This window comes from Pseudarthrobacter sp. NamE5, assembly GCF_005796225.1.
Classification (GTDB): domain Bacteria; phylum Actinomycetota; class Actinomycetes; order Actinomycetales; family Micrococcaceae; genus Arthrobacter.
On record NZ_VAHO01000005.1, the window covers coordinates 219551 to 239188 of the forward strand.

General features: G+C 64.7%; 20 protein-coding genes. 8 read left to right on the top strand and 12 right to left on the bottom strand.

Translation table 11 applies throughout. The features are described 5' to 3' along the window. Positions 1–11 precede the first annotated feature (11 nt). Positions 12–620 carry a rhomboid family intramembrane serine protease gene (locus FDW84_RS08875; protein ID WP_240721446.1) on the top strand — a complete coding sequence of 203 codons (609 nt, stop codon included), beginning with the start codon at positions 12–14 and terminating at the stop codon, positions 618–620. Positions 621–693: 73 nt separating this feature from the next. Here the strand turns inward: FDW84_RS08875 and greA are convergent, their stop codons facing one another. Both greA and FDW84_RS08885 read right to left on the bottom strand, forming a co-directional pair. Next, positions 694–1188, bottom strand: coding sequence for a transcription elongation factor GreA (greA, locus tag FDW84_RS08880; RefSeq protein ID WP_138608581.1), 495 nt, complete (start codon positions 1186–1188; stop codon positions 694–696). A gap of 155 nt (positions 1189–1343) precedes the next feature. Then, positions 1344–1796, bottom strand: coding sequence for a DUF4307 domain-containing protein (locus tag FDW84_RS08885; protein ID WP_138608583.1), 453 nt, complete (start codon positions 1794–1796; stop codon positions 1344–1346). Between the two features lie 125 nt (positions 1797–1921). Here FDW84_RS08885 and mca point away from each other — a divergent pair, with 125 nt between their 5' ends. Both mca and FDW84_RS08895 read left to right on the top strand, forming a co-directional pair. Continuing rightward, positions 1922–2827: a mycothiol conjugate amidase Mca gene (gene mca / locus FDW84_RS08890; protein ID WP_138608585.1), complete on the top strand. Its 906-nt coding sequence runs from the start codon at positions 1922–1924 to the stop codon at positions 2825–2827. 95 nt (positions 2828–2922) lie between these two features. Next, a complete protein-coding gene (locus FDW84_RS08895) occupies positions 2923–3288 on the top strand; it encodes a hypothetical protein (protein WP_138608587.1) in 366 nt (121 codons plus the stop codon). A 6-nt stretch (positions 3289–3294) separates the two neighbouring features. On the opposite strand, the gene FDW84_RS08900 is transcribed toward FDW84_RS08895, so the two are convergent. Continuing rightward, positions 3295–3957: a PAQR family membrane homeostasis protein TrhA gene (locus tag FDW84_RS08900; protein ID WP_171046734.1), complete on the bottom strand. Its 663-nt coding sequence runs from the start codon at positions 3955–3957 to the stop codon at positions 3295–3297. Positions 3958–4189: 232 nt separating this feature from the next. Here FDW84_RS08900 and FDW84_RS08905 point away from each other — a divergent pair, with 232 nt between their 5' ends. Both FDW84_RS08905 and FDW84_RS08910 read left to right on the top strand, forming a co-directional pair. Next, entirely contained in the window at positions 4190–4951 is a 762-nt protein-coding gene (locus FDW84_RS08905) for an isoprenyl transferase (protein ID WP_138608679.1), read from the top strand. 239 nt (positions 4952–5190) lie between these two features. After that, positions 5191–6609: a PhoH family protein gene (locus FDW84_RS08910; RefSeq protein ID WP_138608589.1), complete on the top strand. Its 1419-nt coding sequence runs from the start codon at positions 5191–5193 to the stop codon at positions 6607–6609. 218 nt (positions 6610–6827) lie between these two features. Here FDW84_RS08910 and FDW84_RS08915 read toward each other — a convergent pair whose 3' ends face one another. Next, positions 6828–7475 (bottom strand): GNAT family N-acetyltransferase, encoded by a 648-nt coding sequence (locus FDW84_RS08915; RefSeq protein WP_138608591.1) that lies wholly within the window; start codon positions 7473–7475, stop codon positions 6828–6830. Positions 7476–7517: 42 nt separating this feature from the next. Continuing rightward, the gene (locus tag FDW84_RS08920; RefSeq protein WP_138608593.1) at positions 7518–8312 is read right to left on the bottom strand and encodes a proline racemase family protein; all 795 of its coding nucleotides are present in this window, start codon (positions 8310–8312) and stop codon (positions 7518–7520) included. A gap of 58 nt (positions 8313–8370) precedes the next feature. On the opposite strand from FDW84_RS08920, the gene FDW84_RS08925 reads away from it, so the two are divergent. Continuing rightward, positions 8371–8922 (top strand): prepilin peptidase, encoded by a 552-nt coding sequence (locus FDW84_RS08925; RefSeq protein WP_138608595.1) that lies wholly within the window; start codon positions 8371–8373, stop codon positions 8920–8922. Positions 8923–9631: 709 nt separating this feature from the next. On the opposite strand, the gene FDW84_RS08940 is transcribed toward FDW84_RS08925, so the two are convergent. The 3 genes from FDW84_RS08940 to FDW84_RS08950 form a co-directional block, all read right to left on the bottom strand. Beyond that, positions 9632–11053, bottom strand: coding sequence for a class II fumarate hydratase (locus tag FDW84_RS08940; RefSeq protein WP_138608597.1), 1422 nt, complete (start codon positions 11051–11053; stop codon positions 9632–9634). Positions 11054–11139: 86 nt separating this feature from the next. Continuing rightward, positions 11140–11754, bottom strand: a complete 615-nt coding sequence (locus FDW84_RS08945; RefSeq protein WP_138608599.1) for a carbonic anhydrase — start codon at positions 11752–11754, stop codon at positions 11140–11142. Positions 11755–11763: 9 nt separating this feature from the next. Next, the gene (locus FDW84_RS08950; RefSeq protein ID WP_138608601.1) at positions 11764–12444 is read right to left on the bottom strand and encodes a DUF4245 domain-containing protein; all 681 of its coding nucleotides are present in this window, start codon (positions 12442–12444) and stop codon (positions 11764–11766) included. Positions 12445–12668: 224 nt separating this feature from the next. Here FDW84_RS08950 and glpX point away from each other — a divergent pair, with 224 nt between their 5' ends. Both glpX and FDW84_RS08960 read left to right on the top strand, forming a co-directional pair. Further along, positions 12669–13691, top strand: a complete 1023-nt coding sequence (gene glpX / locus FDW84_RS08955) for a class II fructose-bisphosphatase (RefSeq protein ID WP_171027165.1) — start codon at positions 12669–12671, stop codon at positions 13689–13691. Positions 13692–13789: 98 nt separating this feature from the next. After that, on the top strand, positions 13790–14845 hold the full coding sequence (locus tag FDW84_RS08960; protein ID WP_138608603.1) for a lipid II:glycine glycyltransferase FemX: 1056 nt from the start codon (positions 13790–13792) through the stop codon (positions 14843–14845). 52 nt (positions 14846–14897) lie between these two features. Here the strand turns inward: FDW84_RS08960 and manA are convergent, their stop codons facing one another. Genes manA through FDW84_RS08980 form a run of 4 tightly spaced genes read right to left on the bottom strand, consistent with a single transcriptional unit; the run spans position 14898 to position 19563 of the window. Next, complete coding sequence (gene manA, locus FDW84_RS08965) at positions 14898–16148, bottom strand: mannose-6-phosphate isomerase, class I (RefSeq protein WP_138608605.1); 1251 nt, start codon at positions 16146–16148, stop codon at positions 14898–14900. A 32-nt stretch (positions 16149–16180) separates the two neighbouring features. After that, positions 16181–17827, bottom strand: coding sequence for an LCP family protein (locus FDW84_RS08970; protein WP_138608606.1), 1647 nt, complete (start codon positions 17825–17827; stop codon positions 16181–16183). A gap of 9 nt (positions 17828–17836) precedes the next feature. Beyond that, positions 17837–18418, bottom strand: a complete 582-nt coding sequence (gene purE, locus FDW84_RS08975; RefSeq protein WP_138608608.1) for a 5-(carboxyamino)imidazole ribonucleotide mutase — start codon at positions 18416–18418, stop codon at positions 17837–17839. Continuing rightward, positions 18415–19563, bottom strand: coding sequence for a 5-(carboxyamino)imidazole ribonucleotide synthase (locus FDW84_RS08980; protein WP_240721454.1), 1149 nt, complete (start codon positions 19561–19563; stop codon positions 18415–18417). The genes purE and FDW84_RS08980 overlap by 4 nt, the downstream gene beginning before the upstream one ends. Positions 19564–19638: the final 75 nt, after the last annotated feature.

A 19638-nucleotide genomic window follows, 5' to 3' on the forward strand; every position in this document is an offset into this window, starting at 1 on the left:
TGGCAGGGCTCATGGGAAACGGAAGCCCCGGCCAGCGGGGCACTGTTGCCGCCCGCGCGAAGGGCGGCCTGCTGGTTCTGGGCGGCTTTGTGGTTCTCCTCTTTGTCATCGAGATGGTGAACGCGCTAATGCTGCGCTCGCTGAACTGGACGTTCGGCCTGCGGCCCAGAAGCGCGGATGGCCTGGTGGACATCTTCACCTTCCCGCTGCTGCACGCAAACCTCAACCACCTGATGTCCAACAGTTTGCCGCTGATCATCTTCGGTTTCCTGGTGTTCCTCTCGGGACTCAGGGTATTCCTGACCGCCCTTGCCTTTAGCTGGCTTGGTTCGGGGATCGCCGTCTGGCTGATAGGCGACGGCGGCGTCACCGTGGGTGCCTCAGGCCTGGTCTTCGGGCTGTTTGCGTTCCTCCTGGTGCGCGGCTTCATCAACCGCAGCTGGCGCCAGATACTCCTGGCAGTTGTCCTGTTCATGGGCTACGGGAGCATCCTGCTCGGCGTTCTGCCCATTGCGGCGGGATACGTTTCCTGGCAGGCCCATTTGGGCGGGGCCGCCGGGGGAGTGGTGGCCGCCTTGCTGCTCCGGCGCCGCAGCCGGGCCCGCGGAACTGCGCTGTAGGGTCTCCCGCCGCATAAACACAGAGGCTGGCCGCCCCTTCGGAACGGCCAGCCTTGTGTTTGCCTCGGCAGGACTAAGCTGCGTACGGCTTGGCGGAGAGGATTTCCACCTTGATATCCTTGCCGTTGGGTGCCACGTAGCTCAGGGTTTCGCCTTCCTTGTGCCCCAGGATGGCGGCACCCAGCGGGGACTTCTCGCTGAAGACGTCCAGGTCCGAGTCGCCGGCAATTTCGCGGGAACCTAGCAGGAAGGTCTCTTCATCTCCGGCGATCCTTGCCACGACAATCATGCCGGGCTCCACAATTCCGTCGTCTGCCGGGGCCTGGCCCACGTGGGCGTCACGGAGCAGCACGGTCAGCTGGCGGATGCGGGCCTCAATCTTGCCCTGCTCTTCCTTGGCTGCGTGGTAGCCGCCGTTCTCCTTCAGGTCCCCCTCCTGCCGGGCCTGGTCAATCTTCTGGACGATCTCTGCCCGGCCAGGGCCGGAAAGGTGGTCCAGCTCTGCCTTCAGGCGGTCAAAAGCTTCCTGGGTGAGCCAGGCTGCAGCTGCGCTGTTGGTGGTAGACACGGACTTCTCCTCTAGTGGTCCTACATGCAAAAGACCCCGCCACGGTGGCCACTTGTGGAACAGTAACCAGCTCAGCGGGGTAAAGGTATTGCTCCATTGTAGTCAATCACTTGGACATACCCAACAAGGAAGCGGTGCGCGTCACACTTCCGCCGCTAGGCGTCAGCAGCCCAGCAGCTGTCTACCACGCCGGACACAGCGAGCGACTCGGTGCGCACGGCCACCCGCTGGGCAACCGTCCGTCCGCCGTCGGCCGTTCCATTGGCCTCTCCGGGAGGAATGTCTACCACCTTCCAGCCCACAATGGCGAACTTGGAATCCAGTGCCTTAACCGCGCACTTAACCGGAGTACCAGGCTCACGCGTCACTCGGAAGTCCACTTCTGCCAGTGTGGCATCCGTGGTGCTGTAGCCGACGTCCTTGAAGGAAACATCGGACAGGGACTGGGAGGTGGAAACCCAGGCCAGAAACCCGATTCCCACGGCTAGTGCAGCACCACCCAGAATGCGCTTGGTGCCGGGCTTGATGCTGCGCTTTTGGGTGCCATAGCGATTGGCTAGGCTAGTGTCTGCAGGCGCGGGTTGGGCCGGCTGGTCCGGTGAAGTCACCAGACCAGTTTAGTGCCCTTCCGGCAGAGGCTGGTTTTGCAGCAGCCCTGGCAACCAACCGCCCCGCTCAAGCGATCCGTCCAGCAGCCACTGGCAGCAAAAAGAAATTAAGGAGCCGTCCTTCGATGACAGCGTCCAGCAACTCCCCGGCGCCGCTACGGCTGCTTGCAGTCCACGCCCACCCGGATGATGAGTCCAGCAAAGGCGCTGCGACGATGGCCAAGTACGCAGCTTCCGGGGTTGACGTCCTGGTGGCCACGTGCACCGACGGCTCCCGGGGGGACATCCAGAACCCCGCGGTCGAGGACGAGCCGCATCCCAAGCGTGATATGGCCGGTGCCCGGCGCCTGGAGATGGAACGGGCAGCGGCAATCCTCGGCATCAGGCAGCGGTGGCTGGGCTTCGTTGACTCCGGCCTTCCGGAAGGCGATCCGCTTCCTCCGCTTCCCGCGGGATCTTTCGCCACACTGCCGCTCCACCAGGCGGCCGCCCCCCTGGTGCGGCTGGTCCGGTCGTTCAAGCCGCACGTCATCCTCAGCTATGACGAAAACGGAGGCTACCCCCATCCGGACCACATCATGGCGCACCGGGTGGCAGTGGAGGCCTTCGAATCGGCAGGGAACCCGTCACGCTATCCGGGAGCCGGAGAGCCTTGGGAGCCCAGCAAGCTCTATTACGACCGGGCCTTCAGCCCGGAACGCTTCCGCGCACTGCATTTTGCCTTGGAGGAAGCCGGCCTGCAGTCCCCGTACGCGGAGCGGCTCGCGGCCTGGCTCGAGTCGGACGCGGAAGGGCACACTCCGCCTCCTGCGACTCACCCCACCACCACGCAGGTGGATTGCGGGGATTTTTTTGAGGTGCGGGATGACGCCCTCCGGGCGCACCGCACCCAAGTGGATCCGCTGGGATTCTTTTTTGCCGTGTCTCCGGAGATGCAGCGCCGGGCCTGGCCATGGGAAGACTACTCCCTGATCAGGTCAAAGGTTCCTTCCGAGCTCCCTGAGCGGGACCTGTTCGCCGGGCTAAGATAGAAGCAGCCGGCATTTCTATGTCTCGTAGAAGATAGGGTCTGGCCCGCCGTCACATCCCCGGCCGCTGCCATCCGCTCCACAGAAGGTAATTCACCGTGCATCATCTGCTCCTCAGCCTGGCTACCACCCCGACGCCGCTGCCTACGCCCACGCTCCGCGAAGGCATTTCCGAGGACCAGGTGACGCCCGGCCTGTTGGGCTTCATCATGACGGCGTTCTTCGTGGTTGCGACGGCACTGCTGATCGTGGACATGGTGCGGCGCATCCGCCGCGTCCGCTACCGTGCCCAGGTGGAGGAAGAGCGCCTGGCTGCCGCTGCCGCGGCTGACGTTGAGGCGGCCGACGCCGCTGACAGTGCCGGCCGTGGGCATGCAGGGCAGGGCCCAGTTCAGGAAACAGGGTCCGCCCAGAAAACGGCCGACGGCGGCACGGACCTTGGGAAGGGTGAGCAGCGGCGCTGAGCCGCCTCAGTCCAGGACTGCCGTGGCTATGGCTGCGTAATGTGCAGCAAAGGCGACCACGGTCAGTGCGTGGAAGAGTTCGTGGAACCCGAAGTGGTGATAGCTGAAGTTAGGCTTCTTCAGGGCGTAAAAGACCGCTCCCGTGATGTACAGGATGCCGCCCACGCAGATAAGCGTGGCCGCGGGAATGCTGGCCTGGAAGAACTGCGGCAGGTAGAAGAGGGCCGCGCAGCCCAGTGCTATGTAGATCGGCACGTACAGCCAGCGGGGTGCGTCCGTCCACAACAGCCGGAACAGTACGCCCAGGATCGCCCCTGACCAGATGACCCAGAGCAGCAGCACGGCCTTGGGCCGCTCCAGGAGCGTCCAGGCCAGGGGCGTGTAGGTTCCGGCGATGACCAGCATGATGTTGGTGTGGTCCACCCGCTTGAGGATGATCTTGATCCGCGGGGACCAGTTTCCCCTGTGGTACACGGCGCTGACCCCGAACAGCAGGACCCCGGTGGCTGCGTAGATGGCCGAAGTGACTTTCCGGTCCACGGTGGGGGCCATTGCCACCAGGATGATTCCTGCCGCGAGTGCCAGCGGTGCGGTCACGGTGTGGATCCAGCCGCGCCATTTTGGCTTGATCATCAAAAGCTCGGCCAGCCGGACAGCAGCCTCATCCATGGCGTTCGTTGCGGGGCCGGTTCCCGTGCTGCTGTGCTTGTCGGGCTGCGGCGTCCGCGGGGTATCCGGGGTCTCGCTGTTCATGGTCCCAGAATAACTTACGCGCCGGTAAGTTACTGGCTAGTAGGTGTCTGAGCGGAGGTACCCGGTGTGGGCGGGCGGGCAGGGGCCGCCGCGGGCGGTAGCCTAGGATGTGCAAAGTACGTACCAAGGAAGTCAGGTGAGTGAACGCGTGGAGTTGCCCGGGTTCCTCTATGGCTTTTATGAGCGCAGGCTCCTCAAAGACCTGGCCCGAGACCGGATTCCCCGGCACATCGGCGTCATGGTGGACGGGAACCGCCGCTGGGCGAGGCAGTTCAATGCCCCTACCAGCCAGGGCCACCAGGCCGGTGCGGACAAGATCCACGAGTTCCTTGGCTGGTGCCAGGAGCTGGGCGTCAAGGTGGTCACCTTGTACATGCTGTCCACGGACAACATGAACAGGTCGAGCGAGGAACTGGACCTCCTCATGGGCATCATCGCCAACACCCTCGACCGGCTGGACGAGGATGCCAACATCTCCGTCCACGCCATGGGCGCGCCGGAGCTGCTGCCCGATTACCTGGCCGAGAGGCTCAATAAGTTGACCGCCAGGACCCCAGTGCACGAGAAGATCCACGTGAACGTGGCCGTGGGTTACGGCGGACGCCGGGAGATCGTTGATGCAGTGCGTGAACTCCTGCATGATGCCATAGCCAGGGGAGCGGACATCTCCAAGCTGGCTGACGATCTCTGCGTGGACGACATCTCCCGATTCCTCTACACCCGGGGCCAGCCGGACCCGGACCTCGTCATCAGAACCTCGGGTGAACAGCGTCTCTCCGGTTTCCTGATGTGGCAGAGCGCCTACAGCGAGTTCTACTTCTGTGAGGCCCTCTGGCCCGCGTTTCGCAAGGTGGATTTCCTGCGCGCCCTCCGCGACTACGCCGGAAGGCAGCGCCGCTTCGGTTCCTGACGGTCCCGGTTCATCAGGAGTTCACGTCAACGCAACAGGAATCGCCGCGTAATGGTTGCGGAAATTACCTGGGGTGGATTTACGTTATATCCATCAGCAGGCAAAACCGCCGGCTGATCGGGGAGGCCAGTACATGGAGCGAATCATCGCACCGGTTGTATGGGAGGCCGGACCCGGCCTCCTGGCCGAGCCGCCTCACCAATAACAATTCCGGGCTGGCGCCCGGGGCTGGAGTCGATGTGGCTACTTCTGAACAACTGCCCGAGGTCCTGTCCGACCAGGGAGGGAAAGCTACCTCTCGCGCCACGCGAGCCACCTTACAGACCGGTGCAGCAGCGGATGCTGCGGCCGGTTTTGCTGTCTCCGGAAGGGAAGCCACGATTAACACCTTCGTCATCGACACCTCCGTCCTGCTGTCCGACCCCCGCGCGCTGCTGCGCTTCGCTGAACACGAGGTTATTGTTCCGGTGGTGGTTATCACTGAACTGGAAGCCAAGCGGCACGATCCTGAGCTGGGCTACTTTGCCCGCAAGGCCCTGCGGCTCCTGGACGACCTCCGCATCAAGCACGGCGGACTCAACCAGCCTATTCCCATCGGGGACGACGGCGGCTCCCTCATGGTGGAGCTGAACCACATCTCCTCGGAGGTTCTGCCGCTGGGCTTCCGAAGCGGGGACAACGACAGCCGGATCCTGGCCGTCGCCAAGAACCTTGCCAACGAGGGCCGAAACGTCACCGTCGTGTCCAAGGACCTGCCCATGCGGGTTAAGGCGTCGGCCATGGGGCTTACCGCCGACGAGTACCGCAACGAACTGGTCAAGGATTCAGGCTGGACCGGCGTCGCCGAGGTGGAAGCCAGCGAGCAGGAGGTCTCCACCCTCTACGGCCACGAACCGGTTTTCATCCCCGCGGCCGGGGAATTGCCCGTCAACACGGGCCTTGTCCTGCTCTCCAACCGGGGGTCGGCATTGGGCCGGGTTGGGCCGGACAAGCAGGTCCGCCTGGTGAAGGGCGACCGTGACGTCTTCGGGCTCCACGGCAGGTCTGCCGAGCAGCGGCTTGCCATCGACCTGCTGATGGACCCCGCCGTCGGAATCGTATCCATCGGCGGCCGGGCCGGCACCGGCAAGTCCGCGCTGGCGCTGTGTGCCGGACTGGAAGCTGTGCTGGAACGGCGCGAGCACCGCAAAGTGATTGTCTTCCGTCCCCTCTACGCGGTGGGCGGGCAGGAACTGGGTTACCTGCCCGGTTCCGAGTCAGAGAAGATGAACCCGTGGGCGCAAGCAGTCTTCGACACCCTGGGCGCCCTGGTCAGCCAGGAAGTGGTGGAGGAGGTCATGGACCGCGGCATGCTGGAGGTCATGCCCCTCACCCACATCCGCGGGCGCTCACTCCACGACGCCTTCGTGATCGTTGACGAAGCACAGTCGCTGGAGAAGAATGTCCTGCTCACCGTCATGAGCCGCATCGGCCAGAACTCGAAGATCGTCCTGACCCACGACGTCGCCCAGCGCGACAACCTCCGCGTCGGGCGCCACGACGGCATCGCCGCCGTCGTCGAAACCCTGAAAGGACACCCGCTCTTCGGCCACATCACGCTTACCCGCTCTGAAAGGTCCCCGATCGCCGCACTGGTCACCGAACTGCTCGAGGGCTGAGCGGGGGTGCCCTGGAAGGTCCGTGGTCCCGTTCGGCGGGCCACGGCCCTTCGCCGTCGCTTAGCGCGGAGGTCCCTTCCCAAGGCTCGCAAGCTCGCCTCGGGTCCCTCGGGACGCCGCTTATACTCCGCCTGGCGCCGCTACGGTCGCTGGGCGACCTTCGCATAGCTCTGGTCGGCGATGCGCTCCTACGCGAAGGACCGTAACCCGCCTTGTGGTCAGGTCACCTTCAGGAAGTTCGCTGCTGCCTCGTGGCCGTCCACTTTCAGCTGCCAATCAGGGCGTTTGAAGATTTCTGGGGTGAGGCGGACGTGCTGAACCGTTTCGGCCTTGCTGCCCCAGGCCTTACGGGTGGTGCCGTTGAGTTCGTAGCCGAGGGAGCGGGACACTCCGAGGGACGCGCCGTTCCAGTCTGCTGCTTCGGATTCGGCGACTTCTGCACCGAGCCAGTCGAATGCGTAAAGGGCAACGGCGGCACGCATCTCCTTGCCGAGGCCACGGCCCTGCACGGACTGCTTGAGCCAGGAGCCGGTGGTGACGGTCTTAAGAGTGGCGAAGTCCTTGGCACCGATGTCCTGGCAGCCAATGAATTCGTCCTCGTACCAGATGCCCAGCAGGAGGGTCCATGACTCCGGTGTGCATTCGGCCCGGCAGCGCCAGTACCAGCGTGCCATGTTTGCCCCGAGTTCGGCTGCCGGAAGCTCTGTCCAGGGCGTGCTGAAAGGGTTGCGGCCGACAGCGTGGATTCCACTTTCAGCTGCCTTGACTGCTGCCGGGATGTTTTCGTCCTGAATGGGCCGGAGTTCCAGGCGTGGCGTGGCCAGCCGGAGGCCGAAGAGTGGCCAAACGTCGGTTAGGGAGGTCATCCGCGAAGCCTAGCCGATGAGTCAGGGTTGCGGCTGTCACAATCAGGCCGGGACGTCCCAGCTGATGTGGCGGCGGACGTCCGTTAGGTTCATCGATTCGGCCAGGAACAGGTCATCCAGCATGTATTCATCCACCGCGATGATCCGCAGCCAGTGGCCGTACTGATCTTTTTCGGGTTTCAATGCATGGCTGGAGACGCAAACCCCCGTTCCCAAATCCACGCGTATCCGGTTTCGGCCCGGCGGGCACAGCGGAGCTGAAGGGTCCGCAGGATGGTACGCGGGGGTGGGAGCCACTTCTGCCTCCAGCGCCGGCCGCCCTTCATGCTCCAACCTGATGACGTCCCGCACCTCTACCGGGTTGCTGCCCGGAAACTCCAGGGGCACAGGGGCATTCCCGGCTAGCTCCACGGGATCAAGCGCCGCCGAGAACCGGCCGTTACCGAAGCCCGGCTCCCCGTACGCTGCCTCCGGGCGCCGCCGGACCAGGCCCGAGTCATCGTACACCGGGGTCACCAAGTGGGGCGGCAGGAGCCACGATTTCCGGGTGGAGCTGACGTAGAAGCCGTCCTTGGAATCGTTGATTCCGGTGGTGCTGTGCAGGACCAGTCCGTCCGGGCTTTCGAGGCGCAGCGCGCCCGGGCGGCGCAGCCAGGCGCGGACCAAGGGAGCTGCAGGACTGGGAGCTTCCTCGAAGGGCTCATCCCAGTACTCAAAGCGCAACGACTGCCACTTCCAGGGGGAGGACCGGCACAGGTTCCGGAACATGGTCACGAGGTCCGTCCGGGCAGCGCCGCTGTCCGGGTCCGCCCAGTGCCGGGAGTCCCACGTCGACATATCCACAGTTTACGCGCGGGCAGTACGGCCGGGCACTGGAATCCAGTAGCATCCGAGGGTGATCCAACGACTGGGCGAACTGTGGCAGCAAACTCCGCTGGCCTTCTGGCTTGTGCTGGCCGCCTGTGCCTATTTCGCTGTCATGGCCATCAGGCTCACCGTCATCGATGTCCGGCATCACCTCCTGCCGAACCGGATCGTCTTCCCGTCCTACGCCGTGGCCGGTGCCCTGCTGCTTGCGGCGGCTTTTGCCGCAACTGGCGGTGGCACTGAGCAGGCAATCGCAGGGCCCCTTGGCGGCCTGGTGGCCCTGCCGGTGTTTCGTGTTGTGGCGGGTGCTGCCATCCTCTGGGTCTTTTACTTCATCCTGCGGATGGCCTATCCGCCGGGCATGGGCTTCGGGGATGTGAAGCTGGCAGGAGTCCTGGGGATGTACCTCGGCTACCTTGGCTGGGGGCACCTGTTCGCGGGCACTTTCCTGGCTTTCCTTTTGGGGGGACTGTGGTCCCTTGGGCTCCTGGTTGCGCGCAAAGGGACACTGAAATCGTCCATCCCCTTTGGCCCGTTCATGCTGGCCGGAGCAGCTGCGGCCATGCTCCTCCCGGCATAAGTGCCTCCGGGCAGGGGACGCAGGCAGGCAACACGGGCCGGCGCAGAGTCGGCGCGGGGACTGGTGAGGGAAATTTTTGAGGGAACGGCCGTGGTGGCCGAACCGAGCGTCTGGCCTCCGTGGGCTGGCAGTCGGCTGGTTCGGTGTGGATGAACTCCCCGAACTGATGGCGGGGTATCTCACCAGCATCCATCGCGCACTGGCTCCAGCCGAAGCCGCCCACTTCGAACCCTGACCTCACCCCGCCGTTCCGCCCATGAACGGCGGGGTGGGGACCCCCGTGGGCAGCGCTGCGGCGAGGCTCCGCCTCCTCACCGCCCACCGCTTCGCCGCGCGCAACCATCCCGGCAGTGTCCGAGAGCGGGATCTGCTTGAGCATGACAGCCAGGAGAAGCGCCACCGCGATAAACGGGATGAGGTACCAGAAGACCGGTGCCAGCGACTCCGCATAGGGAGGTCGCTGAACAGGGTGGGAGAGCCCGCCTTTGGGTGATGAGGCGCAGCCGGCAATGAACTCCGGAGGATGTCGGCAGGAATTCCCTCGTCCGCGTGGCCGATGACGGCGTCTTCCTTGGTGGGGAAGTAATTGAAGAAAGTCCGGCGGGATTTCTGCACTAAAGCTTCTTTAGTGCAACGACGGCGGCCGCCCACCTTCGTCTGGGAAGGTGGGCGGCCGCCGTCGTACTTCTTGCGGTATTCTCCTGGGGACTTATGCCTTGTGCGGAGGGCGCGTCATGGACATCACGTCCAGGGCGGTGTCCAGCTGCTCCTCGGTGAGTTCGCCGCGCTCCAGGAAGCCCATGGACACGACCGCTTCACGGATGGTGAGGCCCTCGGCCACGGCCTTCTTGGCGATCTTCGCGGCGTTCTCGTAGCCGATGTACTTGTTCAGCGGGGTAACGATAGAGGGCGAAGCCTCGGCCAGGAAGCGCGCACGCTCCACGTTGGCGGTGATGCCGTCGATCATCTTGTCCACCATGACGCGGCTGGTGTTGGCCAGCAGGCGGATGGATTCGAGCAGGTTGGCTGCCATGACGGGGATGCCCACGTTAAGCTCGAAGGCGCCGTTGGTGCCGGACCAGGCGATTGCGGTGTCGTTGCCGATAACCTGCGCTGCCACCATGATGGATGCCTCGCAGATCACCGGGTTGACCTTGCCTGGCATGATCGAGGAGCCGGGCTGGAGGTCCGGAATCGCGATCTCGCCGAGCCCGGTGTTGGGGCCGGAACCCATCCAGCGGAGATCGTTGTTGATCTTCATGAATGAAATGGCGATGTTGCGCAGCTGGCTGGACGCCTCGATCAGGCCGTCGCGGTTGGCCTGGGCCTCGAAGTGGTCGCGGGCCTCGGTCAGGGGGAGCCCGGTGTCGGTTGCCAGCAGTTCGATAACCCGCTCAGGGAAGCCGGCCGGAGTGTTGATGCCGGTGCCCACTGCCGTGCCGCCGAGCGGAACTTCGGCAACGCGGGGGAGTGAGGCATTGATCCGCTCGATGCCGTAGCGGATCTGTGCGGCGTATCCGCCGAACTCCTGGCCAAGGGTGACCGGTGTGGCGTCCATCAGGTGGGTGCGGCCGGACTTGACGACGTCCTTGAACTCCACGGCCTTGCGCTCCAGCGACTCGGCAAGGTAGCCCAGCGCGGGAATGAGGTCGTTGATCAGCGCGGACGTGGCGGCCACGTGCACGGAGGTGGGGAAGACGTCGTTGGAGGACTGCGAGGCGTTGACGTGGTCGTTCGGGTGGACCACCTTGTCGCTGCCTGCGGCCTTCAATGCGCGGGAGGCCAGCTCGGCGATGACCTCGTTGGTGTTCATGTTCGAGGACGTGCCGGAGCCGGTCTGGAAAACGTCGATGGGGAAGTCGCCGTCGTACTTGCCGGCAGCTACCTCGTCGGCCGCGTTTGCGATCGCCTTGGCCAGCTCGCCGTCGAGCACGCCCAGTTCTGCGTTGGCCTGGGCAGCGGCCTTCTTGACCCGGGCAAGCGCCTCGATGTGGGCACGTTCCAGGGTCTTGCCGGAGATTGGAAAGTTCTCCACTGCCCGCTGCGTCTGTGCGCGGTACAGTGCGTTCACGGGGACGCGGACTTCGCCCATCGTGTCATGTTCAATGCGGAACTCTTCAGTGGAAGTCATGGGGCTAGCTTAGGGCGATCCGGCGCCGCATCGAAAACCGTGAACGGCTTGCTACAGGCTGCCCGCAGGCCCCCTTCGGGCAGCTCCTACAGCTCGCCAATTCCGGAAACAAGGTTCGCGCGGCCCTCGGCCAGGCTGTACGAAAGGCCGATCACGGCAGTGCGTCCGGATTCAATTGCGTCCGAAATCACACGCGAGCTGTCCGCCAGCCGCTGCGACGTCTGCTTGACGTGCTCCACCACCATGCCGTTGACCTCGGTTTCGTCGTTGCGCAGGGCGGTGAGGACGGACGGCGTAATGCGCTCCACGAGGTCGCGGATGAACCCGGCAGGCATCTGGCCGGTTTCCACGGCGGACTTTGTGGCGGCCACGGCACCACAGCTGTCGTGCCCCAGGATTACGATCAGCGGAACCCCCAGCACGCCAATGCTGTATTCCAGCGAACCCAGCACGGCGTCGTCAATGACCTGGCCGGCGGTGCGCACCACGAAGACATCACCGAGCCCCACGTCAAAGATGATTTCCGCGGCGAGCCGCGAATCGGAGCAGCCAAAGATCACGGCGAAGGGATGCTGGTTCTCCACCAGGGAAGACCGGCGTGACGCATCCTGGTTGGGGTGGGAGGTCTCGCCGTTGACGAAGCGTTCATTGCCTTCGCGCAGACGGCGCCAGGCGAGTGCAGGAGTCAGATAGGTAGCCACGCGCCTACCTTACGGTGAAGGAGCCGCGGAGGGTGAAACTGTGACAGCCGGGTTGCTCTCGAGGGACTTCACGACGGCGTCCCCAAGGGCCGCGAATTCATTCAGTTCGGCCTCCCCGGACAAAACAACGGTGGTTCCGCGGTAGTCCAGCACCAGCGACTTCTCGCCCTTTCCGGTGTCGCGGAGCTCCCATTCCTGCCCGCCGACGTCCCGTGAGCCGGTGACGGGAGCATTTTTTGTCTGCTGCAGCAGCCACGTGGGGTTGGCGTTCCTGGTCTGGACCAAACCGATGAAAGACTCCTCCGGCGTCAGGTAGCCCACTTCCCAGGTGGGGACGCCGCTGGCGGTGCCGGCCTCCCACCTTGCGTAGTTGGCCCGGAATGTGTCACCGGTGTCCGGCGCCACGGGTGTGAATCCCGCCACATCCGCTGCATTGCGGGCAGTGGCCGGCACATCGATGTCAGGACGGTAGCCCTCGCTCTTGGGCAGCGGATTCATGAGGATGATGGGCAGGAAGGCCGCGATGCTCACCACCAGGGCGATGACCATCCCGATCACTGAGGCGTTGGCGCGCTTTGCGGCGGCGGCCGGAATGACGGGCTTGACCGGTCCGTTCCCGGCCGCGGCACTGGATCCGCTGCCGCTTGCGGATCCCGTGGGGTCGGGGCTGGGGCTGGTCTTCTCCTGCATATCGTTCACCCCTCTATAGTCGCCCATCCCGGCGAACAACTTCCATTTGGCCGCCGTCCGGGAATTCTGCCTCCTTGGGGCACATTGCGGACCCGCGTCATCCACCCTCCAGCGGACGGCACCGCGACTATGATCAGTGATAGAGGAATCACCGTTCAGCTGTTCCGGCGGGGCGGGTTCAATGATCGCCACTCGAAGAAGAGGTTCACGTGTCACCAGCGTCCATGACCCAGAAGTACTCCACCATCTCCCCGTCCCTGGCGGTGGGCAACGATGAGCCGGACCGCAACCTCGCCCTCGAGCTTGTCCGCGTTACCGAGGCGGCAGCAATCGCCGGCGGACACTGGGTCGGTTTCGGCGACAAGAACACCGCCGACGGCGCCGCCGTTGACGCTATGCGCTCCTTCCTGCAGACCGTCCACTTCAACGGCGTAGTGGTCATCGGCGAAGGTGAAAAGGACGAGGCCCCGATGCTGTTCAACGGCGAACGCGTCGGCGACGGCACCGGCCCCGAGGTGGACGTCGCAGTGGACCCCATCGATGGCACCCGGCTCACCGCCCTCGGCATCAACAACGCACTGGCCGTCCTGGCGGTTGCAGAGCGCGGCTCCATGTTCGACCCCTCCGCCGTGTTCTACATGGAAAAGCTCGTAACCGGCCCGGAAGCCGCGGACATGGTTGACCTTCGCCTGCCCGTGAAGCAGAACCTGCACCTGATTGCCAAGGCCAAGGGCGTCAAGGTCAACCAGCTCAACGTCATGATCCTGGACCGTGACCGCCACCGCCCGCTGGTGGAGGAGATCCGCGAGGCAGGTGCGCGCACGAAGTTCATCATGGACGGTGACGTTGCCGGCGCCATTGCCGCCGCACGCTCCGGGACCGGTGTTGATGCGCTGATGGGTATTGGCGGTACTCCGGAGGGCATTGTCGCGGCCTGCGCCATCAAGTCGCTGGGCGGCGTCATCCAGGGCCGCCTGTGGCCCACCAGCGATGAGGAAAAGCAGAAGGCGATCGACGCCGGCCACGACCTGGAGCGCGTCCTCTCCACCAACGACCTCGTCTCCAGCGACAACTGCTACTTCGCTGCCACCGGCATCACTGACGGCGACCTCCTCAAGGGCGTCCGCTACTCCAAGGACAAGGTCCTGACGCAGTCCATCGTGATGCGTTCCAAGTCCGGCACCATCCGTTTCGTGGACGGCGAGCACCGCGCCGACAAGTGGGAGGGCTACGCCCGCAGGAGCTAATGCCCTCGCCTGTCCGCCGTGGAGCCCCGGAGTGCCGAACGCACTCCGGGGCTCCGCCGTTAAGCCCGTCATTATGCCCTTGGTATAGGGTTGAAGCCATGATTCCTGCTGTTGTGCCCTGTACTGACCGCGCCCTCTGGGACGAACTCGTTGACCAATTCCAGGGACATCCGCAACAGCTCTGGGGCTGGGGCGAGACCAAGGCGATGCACGGCTGGTCAGTGGACCGGGTCCTGGTCAACGACGGCGACAACACCATCGGCTGCGCCCAGTTGCTGGTCCGCCGCCTTCCGCTTCCGTTCCGGGCCCTGGTCTACATCCCCAGGGGGCCCATGTGCTCGGCCCAGGACGCACAGGTGGTCCTCAACCGGCTGGCCGAGCATGCGGCCCTCCGGCACCGCGGAGTCGCCCTGAGCATCGAGCCGGACTGGGACCACGACTCCGTCTTCGCCGGTGCCGTGACTGCCGCCGGCTTCCGTTCCTCCACGAACACCGTGCTGATTCCGCGCACGCTGATCCTCGACCTCAGCAGGTCCGACGACGAGCTGATGGCGGACATGTCCAAGTCCACCCGCGCCAACATCCGCAAGGCCATGCGCAGCGACGTTGAGTTCCGCAAGGTGAAAAACGATGCGGAGCTGGAGCAGGTGCTGGGCATTTACCACGAGACGGCGGAACGGGCCGGGTTCGGGATCCACCAGGATGAGTACTACCGGGACATCTTCCGGAACATGGGTGACGGCTCACCAATCATCGGCGCTTTCGACGGCGAGCAGCTGCTGGCGTTCGCCTGGCTCGCCAGGAGCGGCTCCACCGCTTTCGAGCTGTACGGCGGTGTCTCTGCCGAGGGGCAGAAACAGCGCGTCAACTACGGCGTGAAGTGGGCAGCGATCCAGGCCATGCGTGAGGACGGCTGCACCCGGTACGACTTCAACGGCTTGCTCAATGACGGAATCTCGGACTTCAAGAAGCAGTTCGCAAAGCATGAGAACATGCTCCTGGGCACCTGGGAGAAGCCGCTCTCGCCGCTCTACCCTGCCTACGCACAGGCAATGCCCCTGGCCCGCCGCGGGCTGCAAACCGCGCGGCGCGTGGTGAAGGCTGCTGCCGGGCAGGTCCGTCCCGTAATGCAGCGCCTGCGCCCCGGCAGTTAGCCTTAGGGCCGGCCGGCGCTTCCAACAGCTTGGGCGGCCCGCAGCCAGCCGGCTATCGAAGGCCGGTGGTCACCGCAAACGCCAGGGCGGGCCCGGTACTGCCCGCCACCGGGTGTACGTTGACGGGGGCCTCGGCCGCGGCCAGGAAAGCGCTGCCGCCATGGGAAAGCTGGAGGTCACCCTTGGGCGAATCCAGATACACATCCCCGGCAACCACAATAACCATCGCCGCTCCGGACTGGGCCAGCGGGACGGGTCCCGCGTCCGGTGCAAGTTCGATGCGCTGAAGCTGGAACTCCTCGAACGGCGGGCGGAAGACTTCCTGGTCCAGTTCCGTCCTTTCAGCCGGGAGCATGGGCACTGCAACTGGGCGGAAGTCAATGGTCCGCAGGAGTTCGGGCACGTCCACGAACTTCGGAGTCAGGCCACCGCGCAGGACATTGTCCGAGGACGCCATCACTTCCACGCCCAGACCGTGCAAATAGGCGTGGACATTTCCAGCGGGGAGGTAGACAGCCTCACCTGGCGCCAGCGAGATGCGGTTCAGCAGCAGGGAGATCAGGACGCCGGAATCCCCGGGGTACTTCTCGTTAAGGCTGATGACCGTGTTGAGTTCGGCCTCGTACGGGGCCAGGGGAGCGCCGGAGACCAGCGCCGCCACTACCAGTGCTGTGTCATCAGAGACGGATCGGCCACCGGTGATCAGGCGTTCGAAAGCCGTGCGGAGGCCGCCCCCTTCGTCGGTGGCGTCGAGGTCATCCAACAGCGAACCGATCAGCGGCGGCACGTCGTCTTCAACTGAATCGAAAGCGGCTGCCACATGGGCCAGGATTTTCCGTGTTTCCGCGGCAGGACGGAAACCGCAGAGCGCCTCGAACGGTGTCAGGGCAAAAATCATCTCGGGCTTGTGGTTGTCGTCCCGGTAATTCCTGTTAGGCGCGTTTGCTGCCAGTCCCTCGGCATTTTCGCGTGCAAAGCCCGTCCGCGCCTGCTCAAGGCTGGGGTGGACCTGAAGGGAGAGCGGCTGGGCAGCCGCGAGGATCTTTGCCAGGAAGGGCAGGCGGGGGCCGAACCGGCCCACGGATTCGGCACCAAGGAAATGCTCGGGATCCCGTGCAATCAGCGCATCCAGGGGGGTGGCCGTCCCATCCTCCGGAACTTGCGCCACAGACGGCGAGTCGGGGTGCGCGCCAATCCACAGCTCTGCTTCCGGACCGCCTGACTCTGGCCTCCCGAGGAGCGCGGCGATGGCCGTCGTCGAACCCCATGCGTAGTCGCGAAGGACATTCTCAATCTCGTACAAATCCGTTCCGTTTCTTTCGTCGGGTTTGGAGCCTAGAGAGCCGCACATTGGCCGTTGGTGGCCACGAGCTGGCGGATGGCCTCTTCGTTGCCCTCGAGCTTGAGCTGCGTCAGCAGCTCTTCAGTAATCGGCTCGCCGTCCGGTGTTGTGGTCACGGGGATGAAGTCCGACGGCGTGGGCTGCTGGACCATGCTGCCGCTTGCCGGCAGGATCGCCAGTGATGCCCCTGCCGCCTGAACATGCCCCGCGCCGGCACCCGGGGCCACCATGGCGTCATCGGTGATTCCTGCAGACTGGGCGCCGCCGGCCGATGCCGATGCCAGCAACTGGTCAACGCGCTCGTGGATCTGGTCAAAGTCTGGAACAGTGGAGAAAGACGCATCGAAGTCAGGCGGGCCGATGGTCAGGCGCTTGGCCTCCTGGCCTTTGGCTTTGATGGCGAGGTCGACGAAGCTGCCCAGCTGCGTCGAGGAGATATTGGAGTCCACCACCTTGGTGCCCGCGTTGGCAATGTCCTCGAACTTTGCCAGCAACGTGGCGGGATCCAACTGCTTCAACATGGCCTGCTGCACGCACTGCTGGCGCTGGATGCGGGAGTAGTCGTCCACGTACTCGCGGGACCGGCCGTACCACAGCGCCTGGTTGCCATCGAGTGTTTGTTCGCCGGCGGGGATCCAGCCGAGCGGCATACCGTGGGTTTGGCTGAAGTCGTCGTAGTAGCCGCTCATCGGAACCCATCCGCCGGCCTTGATCCTGATGCCTCCCATGGCGTCGATCAGAGTGGCGAATCCCTCCATGTCCACCAGGACATAGGCCTGGATTTCCAGGCCAAGGGTTCCGGAGACGGCCTCCATGGTTGCCTGCGCCCCCGGATCGGCCACACCGGGGTAGAGGTCCGCGTATTCGTTTGTGACCTCTGTGTTGATGGCGTTGATCAGGCATTCGTCGCCGCAGTTGTAGCCGTCGGGATAGATCTCACGCATGGGTGAATCTTCGCTGAACTGGGCATTCTGGAAGTTACGCGGGACGGAAATGATGGCGGTCTGTCCAGTTTCGGCATCCACGCTCAGCACGGAGAGGCTGTCCGGGCGCCTTCCGGTGCGGTCGTCCCCGGCGTCACCGCCCATCATCAGGAAGTTGTAGCGCCCGTCCACGGGGTCTATTGCGGGACCGGAGGAAAAGATGCTGCCGATGGCGTTGCGGCTGACGTTGAGCAGGTACGCCAGGTAGCTGAGCGAGCCGCTGCCAAGGACCAGCGCGAGCACGAGCACAACCGCGACGGCAGGTCGTGCGGAGGGTGCCAGCAGCACAGGGCGGATGAGCCGCAGCGTGTTGATGAAGAGGACTGCCCAGCCCACAGCCAGCGCTACCAGCAGGATGACAAGCGCCAGTGAGGCAAAAGGATGGGTGATGATGCTGATCAGCAGGCTCCGGTTAAAGAGCAGCAGGAGCCCAGCCAGCACCACTGCGGTCCACACCCCGAGCGTCACGCGCAGCGCGGACCGGCCCAGTTTCCGGTCGCCGGCCACCAATTGCGCACTGCCCGGGATCAAGAGGGTCAGCAGCACCAGCACGAACGCACGTTTGGTGCGGACTGGAGGGGAAGCAGTGACCGGGTAACGGACGGGATCGGTCAGGCCGGTGTCCGAGGCTGACCGCTGCACTTTGCTGCTGGACATACGCGGCGCCTAGCGGCTGCCCCGGAGGGCGCCGTTGCCTTCGGCGAAGACTTCGCTGACTTTTTGCCGCAGGTTTGCGCCCTTGCGGGCGGCGACGGCGTTCAGGTCGGCTGCGAAATCAAGGAGGTCGGCGCGCAGCGACGCGGCCAGCTCGTCCGTGCCGGCAGCGAGCATCCGGACGGCAAGGAGCCCTGCGTTGCGGGCCCCGGCGATGGAAACGGTGGCCACCGGAACGCCGGCCGGCATTTGGACGATGGACAGCAGCGAGTCCATCCCGTCCAAGGTTTTCAGGGGGACGGGCACGCCGATGACCGGAAGCGGCGTGACGCTCGCCAGCATGCCCGGCAGGTGCGCTGCGCCTCCTGCACCGGCGATAATCACCCGCAAGCCCCGCTCGTGTGCCGTCTGTCCGTAGCGGATCATCTCCGTGGGCATCCGGTGCGCTGACACCACGTCCGCTTCGAAGGGAATCCCGAACTCCGCCAGCGCATCAGCCGCAGCCTCCATCACCGGCCAGTCAGAGTCGGAGCCCATGACCAGTCCCACCAGCGGGGCGGTCTGCGAAGCGGCGGACTCGGCTTGGGCGCTCATGCGGTCTCCTCGAAAGTCTGCGACGGCTCTTCTGCCGGAACCCGACCATCGCGGATGATGTTTGCCACCAGGGCGGCGCGGCGGCGGACAGCCTCGACGTCCGCTGTGGATTGGCCCACCAGGTTCACGTGTCCGATCTTGCGGCCGGGACGCACCGACTTGCCGTAACAGTGGACTTTGGCAGCAGGCTCGCTGGCGAGGGCCACTGGGTAGGCGGAAAACAGGTCCTGGTTTTCGCCCCCCAGGAAGTTCTTCATCACCGCGACCGGCGCAAGCGCATCGGTGGCTCCCAGGGGGAGGTTGAGCACTGCGCGCAGGTGCTGTTCGAACTGGCTGGTCACCGACCCGTCCTGTGTCCAGTGCCCGGTGTTATGCGGGCGCATGGCAAGTTCGTTGATGAGGAATCCTGCGCCGGTTCCGGGGGTCTCGAACAGTTCCACGGCCAGCACGCCCGTCACGTCCAGTTCGGCGGCAATCCGCAGTGCCGCATCCTCGGCGGCTGCCGCAACTTCCACCGGGATGTCCAGTGCAGGCGCTATCACTTCATCACACACACCATCCACCTGGATGGTATGAACTACCGGCCAGGCGCGGGCTTCGCCGTCGGGGGTCCTGGCAACCAGCGCGGAAAGCTCCCGCGTGAAGTCAACCTTGGCTTCTGCGAGAAGCGGGCTCATGGCATCGAACCAGTCCCTGCTCTCTGCCGCCTCCTCTGCGGAGGAAACGATGCGGACACCTTTGCCGTCGTACCCGCCACGCGGCATCTTCAGCACCACGGGCCAGCCCGTCTCTTCACCGAAGCTGACCAATGCTGCAACGTCGTGCACCTCTGCCCACGCGGGATTGGGCAGCTCCAGCCGGTCGATCGCCGAACGCATCACCAGTTTGTCCTGCGCATGGACGAGTGCGTCCGGCCCCGGCTGGACATTGACGCCGGCCTCCTGCAGGGCGCGGAGATGCCCGGTGGGCACGTGCTCATGGTCAAAGGTCATGACGTCCAGCCCCTGCGCAAAGTCCAGGAGCGTCTGCAGATCCTTGTAGTCGCCCACTGGAGAGGAGGACACTGCTGATACAGCGGAGACGTCGTCGCCTTCGGCAAGGACGCGGAGTTCAAAGCCGAGAGCAGTTGCGGCCGGGGCCATCATTCGGGCTAGCTGGCCGCCGCCAACCACACCTATCACTGGAAAAGTCACAGTAGCCAGCCTACCGAAGACCGCCCG